A 13,682-nucleotide genomic window follows, 5' to 3' on the forward strand; every position below is an offset into this window, starting at 1 on the left:
GCCCCGTGAACAGGCGTTCACAGGGCCTCTCGATCAACAGATGTAGCTTTACCAGCCGCGCTCGGCGAGACGGTGGGGCTCGGGAACGTCGTCGACGTTGATGCCGACCATCGCTTCACCCAGGCCACGCGAGACCTTGGCGATGACGTCCGGGTCGTCGTAGAAGGTGGTCGCCTTGACGATGGCCTCGGCGCGCTGGGCCGGGTTGCCGGACTTGAAGATGCCGGAGCCGACGAACACGCCCTCGGCGCCGAGCTGCATCATCATCGCCGCGTCGGCCGGGGTGGCGATGCCGCCCGCGGTGAACAGCACGACCGGCAGCTTGCCCTTGGCCGCGACCTCCTTGACCAGCTCGAACGGGGCCTGCAGCTCCTTGGCCGCGACGTAGAGCTCGTCCTCGGGCAGCGAGGACAGGCGGCGCAGCTCGGCGCGGATCTTGCGCATGTGGGTGGTCGCGTTGGAGACGTCGCCGGTGCCGGCCTCGCCCTTGGAGCGGATCATCGCGGCGCCCTCGTTGATGCGGCGCAGCGCCTCGCCCAGGTTGGTCGCGCCACAGACGAAGGGCACGGTGAACTGCCACTTGTCGATGTGGTTGGCGTAGTCGGCCGGGGTGAGCACCTCGGACTCGTCGATGTAGTCGACGCCGAGCGCCTGCAGCAGCTGCGCCTCGACGAAGTGGCCGATGCGCGCCTTCGCCATGACGGGGATCGAGACGGCCTCGATGATGCCGTCGATCAGGTCGGGGTCGCTCATCCTGGCGACGCCGCCCTGCGCGCGGATGTCGGCGGGCACGCGCTCGAGCGCCATGACGGCGACGGCGCCCGCGTCCTCGGCGATCTTCGCCTGCTCGGCGTTGACCACGTCCATGATCACGCCGCCCTTGAGCATTTCCGCCATGCCGCGCTTGACGCGGGCTGTGCCGGTTTCGGGAGTGGGCTGAACGTCAGTCACTGAAGTGGCCTTTCCAAGAGGGGTCTGTGCCACCCAGTCTAGGTGCCACGTGGACCGCTCACCCAGGCCAGTACGCGACGATTTCAGCAGTCCACTTCGGCACTCGCGGCCACCAGGCCGTCGGCGGCCGCCGTTCTCACGTAGAGCGTCTCGCGGCCTACTTTCTGTGCGCTGACCAGGCCCGCAGCCCGTAAAGTCGTCAGCTGCCCGCGTACCGCCGCCGGGGTCATGCGGGTCCTTGTGGCGAGCTCGGAAGTGGCCACCGGGGCGGCCAATTCCGTGAGCAACATCGCTCTTCCCCTGCCGACCACCGCGGCCAGTTCACGGGACGCGGGCGCGCCGCCCTCCTCCCACAGCCGCGCCAGACCGCGCGCCGGGTAGCGCAGCACCGGCTGCCAGCGTGGATCGTTCTTCGAATACACCTTCGGCCACGCGAACGCGGACGGCACCAGCACCAGCCCCCGCGCGCCGAGCGGGTGGACGGCGTGCAGGTGCGCGTGCGCGACGGTCAGCGCGCCCTCGTGCCAGGCGACCATCGGCGAGAGGTCGTTGAGCAGGTGCTCGGCGCCGTGCTCGGCGAGCTGCCGCGCGCGGTGGAGCACATCCGCCTCGAGCAGCGCGCTGATCCGCCGCCAGCACGGCTCGAGCACCAGTTTCCAATAGTCCTCGATCAGCGTCGCCAGCCGTTCCAGGCCTTTCGCCGGATCGCGGTAGAACCGGGCGAGGCCGCCGGAGCCGTAAGAGTCCATTGTGTCCAGATCACGTCGGACGACGCCGGCGGGCACGTCACGCAGCACGTCGAGTTCGTGCTCCAGGTCAGGGAGCGGCGTCGACGGGGTCGGCGTGAGGAAGCCGGGCAGCTGCCGGTCGGGCACCAGGTCACGCAGCAGCCCGATGTCCAGTCCCGCTTGGGAAATCCGCCGCCGCGCCCGCTTGGCCCACGGCAGGTGCACCGCGTGGCCGCCGGGTTCGGAGAGCACACGCACACTCGCGACGCATTCCCACAGTGGAGAGAACGCGAAGCGAGTGTGCGCCATGTCCTGGGCGGTCAACGCGAATTGGGGCACTCCGCCGAGTCTAAGGTCAATCCTTTGTAGACAGACCTTGCGCGAACGCGAACAACCCGTCCGGGTCATATCTACTGGCGACCCGGCGCAGCCTCGGCAGGTTCCTGCCGTAATAGGCGTGCGCCCAATCCGGCATTTCCGGATCAAGGTAATTCACGTAGCCGGTGGGACCGGTCATCTTGCCGATCTCGTCGCGGACCTGGCCGACCTGCCGCCGCACGGCGGCCTCGTCGCCGGTCGACGGCCCGACGTCGAGCAGGATCTGCGTGCTCGACGTCGCGTCGCGATGCGGGAACGCCGAATCCCCGCGCGCGATCGCCCCGCCGAAGGTGTCGACGATCGTGTACATCGTGGGCGTCGCCGTGACGACCTCGGCGAAACGCGCCGGGTCGGACAACGGCGCGGAGATCATCCGCGACGCGCCCACGTACGCGCCCCTGGCGTACTCGCCCTTGCCGCCACTCCAGCTCGGGCCGCACTTGGGCGCGGTGAAATCGCCACAGCCGCCGTAGTACTCCATGGTCGCGTAATAGCTCAGGTCCTTCGCCGACCGCGAAGTCGGCTTGCTGCCGACCCGGCGGATGAGGTCGTCGAGAATCGGCGCGGCCGCGCTCGCGGGGCCGGCGAAGCAGCCTTCGAGCCCGAACGACGGCTGCACGCCACCCGAGATCCCGATGCTCGCCCACATCTCGTCCGGCGCCGACAGCACCCAGTCGTGCCACGCGGCGAGCACCGCGGGCAGCGCCTCTGGCACGAAACCCAGTGCGAACACGGAAAGATCACGCGCGGGCGCGGTGTCGAACGTGAACGAGGTGACGATGCCGAAGTTGCCGCCCCCGCCGCCACGCAGCGCCCAGAACAGCTCGGGTTCCGAGATCGCCGAGACCGTCCGCAGCCGTCCGTCCGGCGTGACCACCCGCATCGAGATCACCCGATCGCAGGTGAGCCCGTATTTCCGGCCGAGAACGCCGATACCGCCGCCGAGCGCCAGCCCGCCGATCCCGACCGTCGCGCACGATCCGGCTGGCAGCAGCCTGCCCGCCTTCGCGACCGCCGTGTAGACCTCGCCGAGCCGCGCGCCCGCGCCGACGACCGCCCGCCCGTCCGGGTGAACTTGGATCGCGTTCAGCGGCCCGAGGTCGACCACCAGGCCCTGATGCGGCGTCGAGTAGCCGGCGTAACCGTGGCCGCCGCTGCGCGCCGCGATCGGGATGTCGTGGTTCGCCGCGAACTCGACGCAGGCCTGGACGTCCTCCGGCCGCGCGACCTTGGCCACCGCGGCCGGGAAATGGTCGTCGAACATGGTCATGAAGCCCGTGCGAACGCCCTCGTAGCCGGGATCCGACGGCAGATAGAGCGGGCCTTTGAGTTTGGCCCGCAGCTTGTCCCATCGCGGCGCCGCGACCGCTGGCGCCGACGCGCCCGTTACGCCGACCGCCACCGCCCCCGCTCCGGAAATCCGCAGGAATGTACGCCGATTGAATGTCATACCTCAGCCCCCTAGCCCCAGGTCTTGCCGCCGTCAGCATATCGGGTGTGTGATCGAGGGCACACTGCTCGACGAGGAGAGTGAAATGGCCGACAAACAAAGCAGGAACGGAGACTCCGGGGCCGCCGTCGCTGTGGACGATCCCGCGAAGGTGCGCAATGTAGTGCTGGTCGGCCCGTCGGGGTCCGGCAAGACCACCCTCACCGAGGCGCTGCTGGCCGCCTCGGGCACCGTGACCAGGGCCGGGTCGGTGGTCGACGGGACCACCGTCTGCGACCACGACCCCGCCGCCGTGCGACAGCAGCGCTCGGTCGGGCTGTCCGTGGCGCCGGTGGTCCACAACGGCTTCAAGATCAACCTGATCGACACGCCCGGGTACGCCGATTTCGTCGGTGAGCTGCGTGCCGGTCTGCGCGCCGCCGACGCCGCGCTGTTCGTGGTGTGCGCAGCCGAAGGCGTCGACGCCGCCACCATCGCGCTGTGGGAGGAGTGCGCGGCCGTCAGGATGCCGCGCGCGGTCGTCATCGCCAGGCTCGACCACCACCGCGCCGACGCGCAGGCCGAAATCGCCGCCTGCCAGGCCGCGTTCGGCGCCGGCGTGCTCCCGCTCTACCTACCGGCAGGCAACGGCCTGGTCGGGCTGATCACGCAGCGGTTCTTCGACTACTCGGAAGGGTTCCCGCCGAAGATCGCCGACCCCGACCCCGCCGACCTGGACCGGATGACCCAGGCACGCAACGAGCTGATCGAGGGCGTCATCGCCGAGAGCGAAGACGAGACGCTGATGGACCGCTACCTCGCGGGCGAGGAGGTGCCGGAGGCGACACTCATCGCGGACCTGGAGACCGCCGTCGCGCGCGGTTCCTTCCACCCGGTGATCCCGGTCTGCTCCACCACCGGGCTCGGCCTCTCCGAGGTGCTCGAAGGCATGATCAGGGCGTTCCCCTCGCCGCTGGAGCACCCGCTGCCCGAGGTCACGGCGCCCGACGGCACCCCGCCCGCGACGCTGACCACCGACCCGGACGGCCCGCTCGCCGCCGAGGTCGTCCGCACCGCCGTCGACTCCTACGTCGGCCGGGTTTCACTCGTCAGGGTGTTTTCCGGGACGCTGCGGCCGGAGCGCCCGGTGCACGTGTCCGGGCACGGCCTCGCCGAACGCGGTCACGAGGACCACGACGCCGACGAACGCGTCGCGCACCTCTATTCACCGCTCGGCGCGAACCTGCGCGAGGTCCCGTTCTGTGTGGCGGGCGACCTGTGCGCGCTGACCAAGGTCGGCTCGGCCGAGACCGGCGACACGGTGTCGTCACCGGACGAGCCGTTGCTCATGAAGCCGTGGGCGATGCCGGAGCCGCTGCTGCCCGTCGCGGTCATCGCGAAGACCCGCAGCGACGAGGACACATTGGCGCGCAACCTTTCCCGCCTCGTCGCGGGCGACCCGACGCTGCGTCTCGACCGCAACGCCGAGACGAACCAGCTCGTGCTGTGGTGCATGGGCGAGGCACACGCCGACGTCGTGCTCTCGCGCCTGCGCGCGGGCGGCGCGGACGTCGACACCGAGCCCGTCCGCATCAGCCTGCGCTCGACCTTCGCCGCGCCGGCGCGAGGACACGGCCGCCACGTCAAGCAGTCCGGCGGGCACGGGCAGTACGCCGTCTGCGACATCGAGGTCTCCCCGCTCCCCCGCGGCGGTGGCTTCGAGTTCGTCGACAAGGTGGTCGGCGGCGCGGTGCCGCACCAGTTCATCCCCAGCGTCGAAAAGGGCGTCCGCGCCCAGCTCGCGCGCGGGCTGGTCGACGGTCACCCGGTCATCGACGTCCGCGTCACACTGGTCGACGGCAAGGCGCACAGCGTCGACTCCTCGGACGCCGCCTTCCAGACGGCGGGCGCGCTGGCGCTGCGCGACGCGGCCGCCAACGGCCGGGTCTCCCTGCTGGAGCCGCTGGACGAGGTCGCCGTCCGCCTGCCGGACGAACACCTCGGCAACGTGCTGGGCGACCTGTCCTCCCGCCGAGGCCGGGTCATGGGCACCGAGGCCGACGAAGGCGGCCGCACGATCGTCCGCGCCGAGGTCCCGGCGACGGAGCTGATCCGCTACGCGATCGACCTGCGTTCCCTCACCTCGGGCACCGCGACGTTCACCCGCCACCACGCCCGCTTCGAACCCATGCCCCAAGGAGCCGCCGCCCACTGACCCGGTCCCCAAAAATCCCAATGCGGCTTTCGTCAGGTTTCAGCACGCCAATGTGGCATTCGTCAGCTCAAACCTGACCAATGCCACATTGGGATTTTTGTCAGAAGGCGAAGCCGCCGGGGCGGGCGTTCCGGTCGGCGATGAGGCCGGCCAGAGTCGCGATGGCGATCTCGGGCGGGGTGCGTGAGCCGATGTTCAGGCCGACCGGACGGTGGACGCGCGCGATGTCCGAGGCGGGCACGCCGAGCGCGGTGAGCGCGTCGACGTGCGGGCCGGGGTGACGCGGGTTGCCGAGTACGCCGATCCAACGTGACGGGCCCGCGAGGACGTCGCGGAGCACGGCGCCCAGCTCGGGGCGGTGGTGGTCGGTGACCACGATGTCGGCGGTGCCGTCGACATCGGGCGCGGCGGAAATCACTTCGACGCCCTCGGGGACTTCGCGGGTGGTGTCGGGTTCGAAGAGCACCGGGCGGTAGCCGAGGTCGCGGGCATAGGCGAGCAGGAAACGCGCGACCGGTGAGGCGAAGACCGCGACCAGGGTGCGTTCCGCCGTTTCGGGTGCCGCGTTGCCATGTGCTACTTCGCAAGAGGAATCGGCCATGCGGGCTAGTGTGCCACCGTCATGTACTCACTAGCGTTTTGAACATGACGAAAATCCTTAAACGGGCCGTGTTGATCGCGGCCACCGTGTCCTTGTTGAGCGCTCCGCTCGCGTCCGCCAGTGAGACAAGGGATTTCCGCGGTGACGGTGACAGCAGCTTCGGGCCGGAATTCGCTTTGATGTACGCGCGCTGGGACGCGCAACACAAATCCGACGCCGCCGGTTTCACCGATTGCTTCGAAGCCGAGAAACACGTGTGGGGTTATAGCGCCTGGGTCATCAGACGCTGCACTCGCTGAGATGGAGATCAAACACCACACGGTCGTCGTGGTGGACGTCGAGGGTTTCGGCGACCGGCGTCGCACGAACACCCATCAGCGCGGCGTCCGCGACGGGCTCTACCAGGTGGTGAAGACGGCCTTTGACACCGTCGGAGTGCCGTGGGCGGACTGCTATCACGAGGATCGCGGCGACGCGGTCTTCATCCTCGCGCCCGCAACGACACCGAAGGCCCTTTTCGTCGAGACGCTGCCTCCGACGCTGATCACCGCACTAAGGGTGCACAACGAAACTCACCCCGACGCGCAGCGCATCAGGCTGCGGATGGCCCTGCATGCCGGGGAGGTCTGCTACGACGACCACGGCGTCACTTCGGCTTCACTCACTCTGGCTTTCAGGCTGATCAACGCGGCGCCACTGAAGACAGCGCTCGCCTCCTCGCCGGGCGTGCTGGCGGTGATCACGTCGAACTGGTTCTTCGACGACGTCGTACGGCACAGTCCCGGTGCCGCGCCCGCTACCTACCGCCAGGTTTCGGTGGTGGAAAAGGAAACCACCACTACCGGCTGGATCACACTGCCTGACCATCCTTATCCACCCGACGCCGCGAACGCCCCGGCGCCCGAACGCACAGTGCCACGGCAATTGCCGCTCGCCGTGCGCGATTTCACCGGACGCGTCGAGCATCTGGCCGCGCTCGACAAACTGATCCCGCCAGAGGACGAGGCGATGCGTGCGGTCGTCATCTCGGCGGTCGACGGCTGCGCGGGCATCGGCAAGACCACGCTCGCGGTTCATTGGGCTCACCGCATCCAACACCGCTTTCCCGATGGGACCTTGCACATCAACCTGCGCGGCTACGGCCCCGGCGAGCCCGCAACCGCCGGTGAGGCATTGGACGGATTCCTCCGCGCACTCGACACTCCGGCCGACAAGATGCCGACCGGGGCCGACGCACAAGCAGCCCTTTACCGTTCTCTGCTCAACGGACGCCGAATGCTGATCGTGCTCGACAACGCCAACAGCGCGGCCCAGGTCCGCCTCTGCTGCCGGGCACGCCTGGATGCATGGTGCTGGTCACCAGCCGGGACAGCCTTACCGGCCTCGTCGTCACCGAGGCCGCCTACCGGCTCAATCTCGACTTGCTCAGCCCGCCTGAAGCGCTCCAGTTCGTCAGCGGCATCATCGGGGCCGATCGCGCCGAAGCCGAGCCCGAGGCAGTCAAAGACCTGATCCGGCTCTGCGCCCAGCTACCGCTCGCCCTGCGCATTGCCGCCAGCAAGGTGGCCGCACACCCACAGACCACGGTCGCGGAGGTCGTCGCGGAACTGGCCGAAGAAGGATTGAACGTACTGAGTCGCGGCAGTGACGAGCTGGCTACGGTACGGACCGTATTCGACTGGTCCTATCAGCGTCTGCCCGCCGATCAAGCCCGACTGTTCCGGCTGCTCGGCCTGCACCCCGGTCCCGGTTTCTCTCCGCAGGGCGCGGCCGCGGTGGCTGGCCTGGACTTGCGAACAACCCGCGACTTACTGGACGCGTTAGCTGCGGCAAACCTGATCGAACCTACGGGACGAGGCCGATACCGGTTCCATGATCTGCTCCGTGCCTACGCCGCTGACCGAGCGCATCACGACGACTCCTTTGACGAGCTCAGCAGTGCCCACGAAGCTCTCCTCCGCTGGTACACCTATATGGCCCGAGCCTGTGACCAAGTCTTGTTCCCAGCCCACCTTCGGCTACAACCCAGGCTGCCTGCTTCCGCCGACACGACGCCACCTCTTGATCGGGTGCAAGCGTTCGAATGGTTGGAGACCGAACGGAGATCACTGCTTGCTGCTCTGCACAACGCCGTCCGCGACCAGCTGCACCACCATGCCATCGACTTAGCCGAATGTATGCGATTCCTCATACTGTCGGGTAGCTGGGATGAATGCCTCGATACCGCAAGTTGCGGACTAGCGGTGGCGCGATCCTGCGGGGACCGTGACGCGGAGGCGAATTTCCTCAGTGACCGTGGAGAAACGTTCATGATGCTAAGGCAATGGAACGAGGCGCAATCCGACCTCGACCAGGCCTTGACGCTGGCCCGCGCTTTCGACAACCGCATCCAAGAAGCGGGGGCACTCGTCAATCTTGGCGCGATGTTCTGTGACCGGAGGCAGTTCGAGAAAGCACTGCTCCTTCTAGAAGAGACACTGCCCTTAGTCCAGGGTATCGACAGCGGAAGACGGGAGGCGGTCGTCGAGGGAAACTTCAGTCGGGCCTATTCCGGCCTCAATCGTTACCAGGAAGCGCTCGAGCATGGGGAGCGTGGGCTGGAACTCCGGCGACGCTCCGGCGACCTCACTGGAGAGTCGGCTGCCCTCTGTTACGTGGCTGAAGCATGGCAAGGGCTCGGTAACCACAAGATGGCGATCGCGCTTTGCCGAGAGGCGATCACTCTCGGTCGCGCAGTAGGCCAGTACGCCGTGTCCGCCGCCGATGCGCTGGCCACACTCGCGATATCCCTGCACCAAACCGGCGACACTGTCGAGGCCATCTCATGCTGGCGTGGAGCAGCTGCTCTCTTTGAGAATTGCGGCCGCCCTCATCGAGCGAGGGATATCCGGCAGCGCCTCCGCGAGGTGGAAGAGAGCTAAACGTCGGGTTCGGCGATCTCGAAATACACGGGGTGCGGCGCGGTGCCCGCCAGTTTGAAGTAGCGGACCTTGCGGCGGCGGCGCAAGGCGAGGGTGTCGCGGACGGCGTCGTTGTACATGCGGCGGGCGATGACGACGCGGTGCTCGGCGTCGGTGAGTTCGTCGGCCAACGGCAAAGGCAGTGTGGTGCGGTCGATTTCCGCCAGGCGCAGGGTGAGGTCGTTCTCCTCGAACTCGCGTTCCGCGCGCGGGGCGGCTTCGGCGCGCTCGGCGAGTGCGTGCAAACCCGGGAATCCGTTCAACGAAGCGACGGCGCGTGCGACGACCGCGCGGCGGGCGAGTGCGGCGTCGAGTGCGAGCCAGCCGGCGTCGAGGCGGACATGCAGCCGGTCGAGGCGGTTCGCCGTCGCGACCAGGAAGAGGCCGCCGAGCACGAGGAGCGCGACGATCAGCGCGATCAGCCAGGTCACGAGAACTCCCGGTCGCTTTCGCTCACGCGGCGCGGGTCGGCCGCGACCGCGGTCTCGTAGACCCGGAGCACCTGGGTGGCCACCACGGACCAGTCGAAGATCGCGACCCGCTCCCCCGCCGCGGCGGCCAGCGACAGGCGCTGTGCCGGGTCTTCGAGGAGTTCGCGCAACGCCGAGGCGAGCGCGTGTGGGTCACCCGTTTCCGTGAGAACGCCCGCGCGGCCGTCGTCGAGGACGCGCCTGAACGAGTCCAGGTTGCTGGCCAGCACGGGCGTTCCGGCGGCCATGGCTTCGGTGAGGATCATGCCGAAGCTCTCGCCGCCGGTGTTCGGCGCACAGTAGACGTCGACGCTGCGCAGTGCGCGTGCCTTCGTCTCGTCGTCGACCTGGCCGAGCAGCTCCAGATGCGGGGCCAGCGCCGGGCCCGCTTCGCGGCGCAGCTCGCCGGGGTCGCCGCGGCCGACGACCAGTAGCCGCAGCTCCGGGAATTCGGGCAGCAGCAAGCGAAGCGCCTCGAGGAGGATGACCATGCCCTTGCGGGGCTCGGTGAACCGGCCGACGAAGCCGACCGTGCCGCCGTGCCTCGGGTAGCCGTCCAGCGGCTTGGCCGAGGCGAAGAAGTCCGTGTCGACGCCGTTCGGGATCTCGACCGCGTCGCCGCCCGCGTGCTCGACCTGCACCCGCCGCGCCAGCGCCGAGACCGCGATGCGCGCGGTGATCTTCTCCAGCAGGGGACGCAGTACCGGCTGGAACGCGGCGAGCGTGCGCGAGCGGGGCGTGGCCGTGTGGAAGGTGGCGACGATCGGGCCGTCCGCGATCTTCAGCGCCAGCAGCGAAAGGCTCGGCACCGCCGGCTCGTGCAGGTGCAGCACGTCGAATTCGCCTTCGTGCAGCCAGCGCCGGACCCGCGCGTAGGACACCGGCCCGAACTGCAGGCGCGCGACGGAACCGTTGTAGGGAATGCCGAGTGCCTTGCCCGCGGGGTGCACAAAGGGCGGAACGTCGGAGTCCTCGTCGGCTGGCGCGAGCACGGACACGGTGTGGCCGCGCTCGATCAGCACCTTGGCGAGGTCGACCACATGCCCCTGGACTCCACCGGGGACGTCGAACGAGTACGGGCAGACGATGCCGATCTTCATGCGCCCAGGCTGACTCGGTGCTCGGCCTCGAGGTCGGCGATCCAGAACTTCTGCAGCATGTGCCAGTCGGTCGGATGGGCGGCGATGTCACCGGCGAAGATGTCCGCCAGCGCCTGCGTGGCGGCGGGCACCTCCTCGCGCGCGTTGACCCTGATGCGCGGGTGCAGCCGGATCTGCCAGCCGTCGTTGGTGAACCAGCAGCCTGCCGGGATCAGCGCGGCGCCGGTCGCCGCCGCGAGCCGCGCCGGGCCGCCCGGCATGCGGGTCTGCTCGCCGAAGAACTTGACCGGGATGCCGGAGTTGGTGAGGTCGCGGTCGCCGACCAGGCAGATCGCCTTGTTCTCGCGCAGCCGCTTCAGCAGCACGCGCATGGCGGCGCTGTCGCCGGTCAGCGGCACGATCTCGAAGCCGAGCGACTCGCGGTACGCGACGAACCGCTTGAACAGGGACTCGGGCTTCAGCCGCTCGACGACCGTGGTGAACCCGCCCAGGTAGTCTGCGAGCCAGACACCGGCGGCGTCCCAGTTGCCACTGTGCGGCAACGCCATGACCGCGCCGTTGCCCTCGGCGAGCGCGGCGTCGAGGTTCTCCACACCGGTGATGAGGCCGCCGACCTTGCGGCTGACCTCCTTGTGGTCCATCGACGGCAGCCGGAACGACTCGTGCCAGTACCGGGCGTACGAGCGCATCGCACGCTTGGTGAGCTCGTCGAGCTCGGCCTCGTCGGCCTGCGGGACGACCCTGGCCAGGTTCTTGCGGAGCTGCTGGACGCCGGCGCCGTCACGGCGGGACGCCAGGTCCGCGCCGAGCGAGAACAGCCCGGAGCCGGTCGACTCTGGCAGCATCTTGGCGATCTGCCATCCGGCGGCGTAGCCCCAGTCGGCCAGGCGTCCAGCGAAGCTCATGCTTTTTTCGCCTCCCGAGCCGCTTCCGCCACCGCGGCCATCCGCTGGAGCAGCGTGATCACCGAGAGCGCCGCGAGCAGCCAGAGCGAGATGTCCACGGTGCGCGGGACCCCGAGACCGTGCAGGCCGGTGCCGACCAGCGCGATGATCAGCCGCTCGGCGCGTTCGACCAGCCCGCCGTCGGCCGAGAAGCCGGAGGCCTCCGCGCGGGCCTTGACGTAGGAGATGACCTGCGCGAGCACCAGGCAGATCAGCGCGGCCGCGGCCGCGGGGTGGTTGTCGTCTCGGGCAAAGCACCACCAGGCGATGGCGGCGAACAAGGCGCCGTCGACCAGCCTGTCGCAGGTGGCGTCGAGCACCGCGCCGAACGGGGTGCCGTAGCCGCGCGCCCTGGCCATCGCGCCGTCGAGCAGGTCCAGCATCGCGAAGCCCCACACGGTGAAGGTGCCGGTGAGCAGCCAGCCGTTGGGGAAGAACACCAGCGCGCAGACGATCGCGCCCGCTGTCCCGATCACGGTCATGGCGTTCGGGGACAGGCCGAGGCGCACCAGCGCCTTGCCGATCGGATCGGTGACGCGGGAGACGGATTCACGCGCGAAGATGTTGAGCATTATGCGAGGGGCACCTGGCTGCGGGGGAAGGTGGGCGAAGGCAGCCTATCCATTGGCACCGACGGTACTGACACGCTGGTGGGTGCCCGTGCGTTCGCTCACTCTGCTTCGGCGGCTTCCATGGCCGCCTGCGCGGCCTCGCAGCGCGGCGAGAGGTTGCTGCGGATGGCCCGGCTGATCTCGCCGAGCGTCTTCACCTGTTCGGGGGTCAGCGGGTCGAACAGGCTCTCCCGCACGGTCTCGACGTGCCCCGGCGCGGCCGCCTCGAGCGCGGCGAACCCCCGGTCGGTGAGGATCGCCCAGGCGCCGCGCTTGTCGCTTCCGCACGACTCGCGCCGGACCCAGCCGTTCGCCTCGAGCCGGGCGACGGCGTGAGATAGGCGACTCCGCGACGCCTTGCGCGCGTCGGCGAGCTCGCTCATACGCAGGCGTCTGCCAGGGGCTTCGGACAGTGCGACGAGCACGCCGTAATACGTGTGCGGCATGCCGGATTCGTGCTGCAGCTGACCTTCGATGTGCGCCATGAGCATCCCGGTGGCCGCGGTGAACTCACGCCAGACGTTCTGCTCGTCTTCGCTGAGCCATCGGGTTTCGGACATGTGGTCCATGATACCCCTAGTTGAGCTCTCAACTAGATCGCGCTATGGTCGTAGTTGAGAGCTCAACCACCAGACTTTTTCACAAGGAGCAACCCGCCATGAGCGCACCCACCACGATCCCCGGCTACGTCACCGGCACCTGGGCCGTCGACGCCACCCACTCGGACGTCGCCTACAGCGTCAAGCACCTGGGGATCGCCAAGTCGCGCGGTAACTTCACCGGCTTCACCGGCACCGTCGTGACCGCGGAGAACATCCTCGACTCGCAGGTCACGGTCGAGATCGACGCGGCGTCGGTCGCCAGCGGCAACGGCCAGCGCGACGACCACCTGAAGAGCGGCGACTTCTTCGACGTCGCGAACCACCCGACCATCGCCTTCCGGTCGACCGGCATCCGTGAGGACGGCGACGACTACAAGATCGACGGCGAGCTGACCTGGCGCGGCGTGACCGTCCCGGTCACCCTCGACGCGGAGTTCAACGGCATCAACCCGAACCCGTCGAACAACAACACCGACACCATCGGCGTCTCCGCCACGGCCACGGTCAACCGCCGCGACTTCGGTGTCGGCCCGGAGGGCAACGCCTTCCTGTCCGAGAAGGTCAAGATCGACATCGAGATCCAGGCCGCGCTGCAGTCCTGAAACACCGGGGTGGGGGGGGGGGGGTGGGCGGGGGGGAACCGGCCGCCCAACCCCCCCCCCCAACCGCGGCCGGGGCGGGCCGGGGGCCCAC

At 68.9% G+C, this 13,682-nt stretch carries 14 protein-coding genes; 5 read left to right on the forward strand and 9 right to left on the reverse strand.

Going from position 1 to position 13,682, the window contains the following annotated elements; translation table 11 throughout:
- Positions 1–48: 48 nt before the first annotated feature.
- The 3 genes from pdxS to ACFV15_RS27010 form a co-directional block, all read right to left on the reverse strand.
- Positions 49–951 carry a pyridoxal 5'-phosphate synthase lyase subunit PdxS gene (gene pdxS / locus ACFV15_RS27000; RefSeq protein WP_378353400.1) on the reverse strand — a complete coding sequence of 301 codons (903 nt, stop codon included), beginning with the start codon at positions 949–951 and terminating at the stop codon, positions 49–51.
- 83 nt (positions 952–1,034) lie between these two features.
- Positions 1,035–2,018: a DUF5937 family protein gene (locus ACFV15_RS27005; protein ID WP_378353401.1), complete on the reverse strand. Its 984-nt coding sequence runs from the start codon at positions 2,016–2,018 to the stop codon at positions 1,035–1,037.
- Between the two features lie 16 nt (positions 2,019–2,034).
- A complete protein-coding gene (locus ACFV15_RS27010; RefSeq protein WP_378353402.1) occupies positions 2,035–3,507 on the reverse strand; it encodes an FAD-binding oxidoreductase in 1,473 nt (490 codons plus the stop codon).
- Positions 3,508–3,592: 85 nt separating this feature from the next.
- Here ACFV15_RS27010 and ACFV15_RS27015 point away from each other — a divergent pair, with 85 nt between their 5' ends.
- The gene (locus tag ACFV15_RS27015) at positions 3,593–5,701 is read left to right on the forward strand and encodes an elongation factor G-like protein EF-G2 (protein WP_378353403.1); all 2,109 of its coding nucleotides are present in this window, start codon (positions 3,593–3,595) and stop codon (positions 5,699–5,701) included.
- 100 nt (positions 5,702–5,801) lie between these two features.
- Here ACFV15_RS27015 and ACFV15_RS27020 read toward each other — a convergent pair whose 3' ends face one another.
- Positions 5,802–6,302 carry an XdhC family protein gene (locus ACFV15_RS27020; protein WP_378353404.1) on the reverse strand — a complete coding sequence of 167 codons (501 nt, stop codon included), beginning with the start codon at positions 6,300–6,302 and terminating at the stop codon, positions 5,802–5,804.
- Positions 6,303–6,346: 44 nt separating this feature from the next.
- Between ACFV15_RS27020 and ACFV15_RS27025 the strand changes: the two genes are divergently transcribed.
- The 3 genes from ACFV15_RS27025 to ACFV15_RS27035 all read left to right on the forward strand — a co-directional run bounded on the left by ACFV15_RS27025 (position 6,347) and on the right by ACFV15_RS27035 (position 9,223).
- Positions 6,347–6,601, forward strand: a complete 255-nt coding sequence (locus tag ACFV15_RS27025) for a hypothetical protein (RefSeq protein WP_378353405.1) — start codon at positions 6,347–6,349, stop codon at positions 6,599–6,601.
- Between the two features lies 1 nt (position 6,602).
- Positions 6,603–7,814, forward strand: coding sequence for a hypothetical protein (locus ACFV15_RS27030; protein ID WP_378353406.1), 1,212 nt, complete (start codon positions 6,603–6,605; stop codon positions 7,812–7,814).
- Positions 7,815–8,614: 800 nt separating this feature from the next.
- Complete coding sequence (locus ACFV15_RS27035; RefSeq protein WP_378353414.1) at positions 8,615–9,223, forward strand: tetratricopeptide repeat protein; 609 nt, start codon at positions 8,615–8,617, stop codon at positions 9,221–9,223.
- Here ACFV15_RS27035 and ACFV15_RS27040 read toward each other — a convergent pair.
- From ACFV15_RS27040 to ACFV15_RS27060, 5 genes are all read right to left on the reverse strand, one after another.
- On the reverse strand, positions 9,220–9,693 hold the full coding sequence (locus ACFV15_RS27040; RefSeq protein ID WP_378353407.1) for an NUDIX hydrolase: 474 nt from the start codon (positions 9,691–9,693) through the stop codon (positions 9,220–9,222). The genes ACFV15_RS27035 and ACFV15_RS27040 overlap by 4 nt on opposite strands.
- Positions 9,690–10,832, reverse strand: a complete 1,143-nt coding sequence (locus ACFV15_RS27045) for a glycosyltransferase family 4 protein (RefSeq protein WP_378353408.1) — start codon at positions 10,830–10,832, stop codon at positions 9,690–9,692. The genes ACFV15_RS27040 and ACFV15_RS27045 overlap by 4 nt, the downstream gene beginning before the upstream one ends.
- Positions 10,829–11,737: a phosphatidylinositol mannoside acyltransferase gene (locus tag ACFV15_RS27050; protein ID WP_378353409.1), complete on the reverse strand. Its 909-nt coding sequence runs from the start codon at positions 11,735–11,737 to the stop codon at positions 10,829–10,831. The genes ACFV15_RS27045 and ACFV15_RS27050 overlap by 4 nt, the downstream gene beginning before the upstream one ends.
- Positions 11,734–12,348: a phosphatidylinositol phosphate synthase gene (pgsA, locus tag ACFV15_RS27055; protein WP_378353410.1), complete on the reverse strand. Its 615-nt coding sequence runs from the start codon at positions 12,346–12,348 to the stop codon at positions 11,734–11,736. Before pgsA ends, ACFV15_RS27050 begins: the two co-directional genes overlap by 4 nt.
- A 98-nt stretch (positions 12,349–12,446) precedes the next feature.
- Positions 12,447–12,947 (reverse strand): MarR family winged helix-turn-helix transcriptional regulator, encoded by a 501-nt coding sequence (locus tag ACFV15_RS27060; RefSeq protein ID WP_378353411.1) that lies wholly within the window; start codon positions 12,945–12,947, stop codon positions 12,447–12,449.
- A gap of 98 nt (positions 12,948–13,045) precedes the next feature.
- Here ACFV15_RS27060 and ACFV15_RS27065 point away from each other — a divergent pair, with 98 nt between their 5' ends.
- The gene (locus ACFV15_RS27065) at positions 13,046–13,591 is read left to right on the forward strand and encodes a YceI family protein (RefSeq protein WP_378353412.1); all 546 of its coding nucleotides are present in this window, start codon (positions 13,046–13,048) and stop codon (positions 13,589–13,591) included.
- The last annotated feature ends 91 nt before the right edge of the window (positions 13,592–13,682 follow it).

Origin of the sequence: Amycolatopsis sp. NPDC059657 (assembly GCF_042734395.1) — a bacterium.
Taxonomy (GTDB): domain Bacteria; phylum Actinomycetota; class Actinomycetes; order Mycobacteriales; family Pseudonocardiaceae; genus Amycolatopsis.

Coding starts and splice junctions, on each gene's coding strand:
- pgsA (WP_378353410.1), bottom strand. CDS start 12,348: ATGCTCAACATCTTCGCGCGTGAATCCGTCTCCCGCGTCACCGATCCG.
- ACFV15_RS27050 (WP_378353409.1), bottom strand. CDS start 11,737: ATGAGCTTCGCTGGACGCCTGGCCGACTGGGGCTACGCCGCCGGATGG.
- ACFV15_RS27065 (WP_378353412.1), top strand. CDS start 13,046: ATGAGCGCACCCACCACGATCCCCGGCTACGTCACCGGCACCTGGGCC.
- ACFV15_RS27020 (WP_378353404.1), bottom strand. CDS start 6,302: ATGGCCGATTCCTCTTGCGAAGTAGCACATGGCAACGCGGCACCCGAA.
- ACFV15_RS27030 (WP_378353406.1), top strand. CDS start 6,603: ATGGAGATCAAACACCACACGGTCGTCGTGGTGGACGTCGAGGGTTTC.
- ACFV15_RS27025 (WP_378353405.1), top strand. CDS start 6,347: ATGACGAAAATCCTTAAACGGGCCGTGTTGATCGCGGCCACCGTGTCC.
- ACFV15_RS27010 (WP_378353402.1), bottom strand. CDS start 3,507: ATGACATTCAATCGGCGTACATTCCTGCGGATTTCCGGAGCGGGGGCG.
- ACFV15_RS27060 (WP_378353411.1), bottom strand. CDS start 12,947: ATGTCCGAAACCCGATGGCTCAGCGAAGACGAGCAGAACGTCTGGCGT.
- ACFV15_RS27015 (WP_378353403.1), top strand. CDS start 3,593: ATGGCCGACAAACAAAGCAGGAACGGAGACTCCGGGGCCGCCGTCGCT.
- ACFV15_RS27045 (WP_378353408.1), bottom strand. CDS start 10,832: ATGAAGATCGGCATCGTCTGCCCGTACTCGTTCGACGTCCCCGGTGGA.
- ACFV15_RS27035 (WP_378353414.1), top strand. CDS start 8,615: ATGCTAAGGCAATGGAACGAGGCGCAATCCGACCTCGACCAGGCCTTG.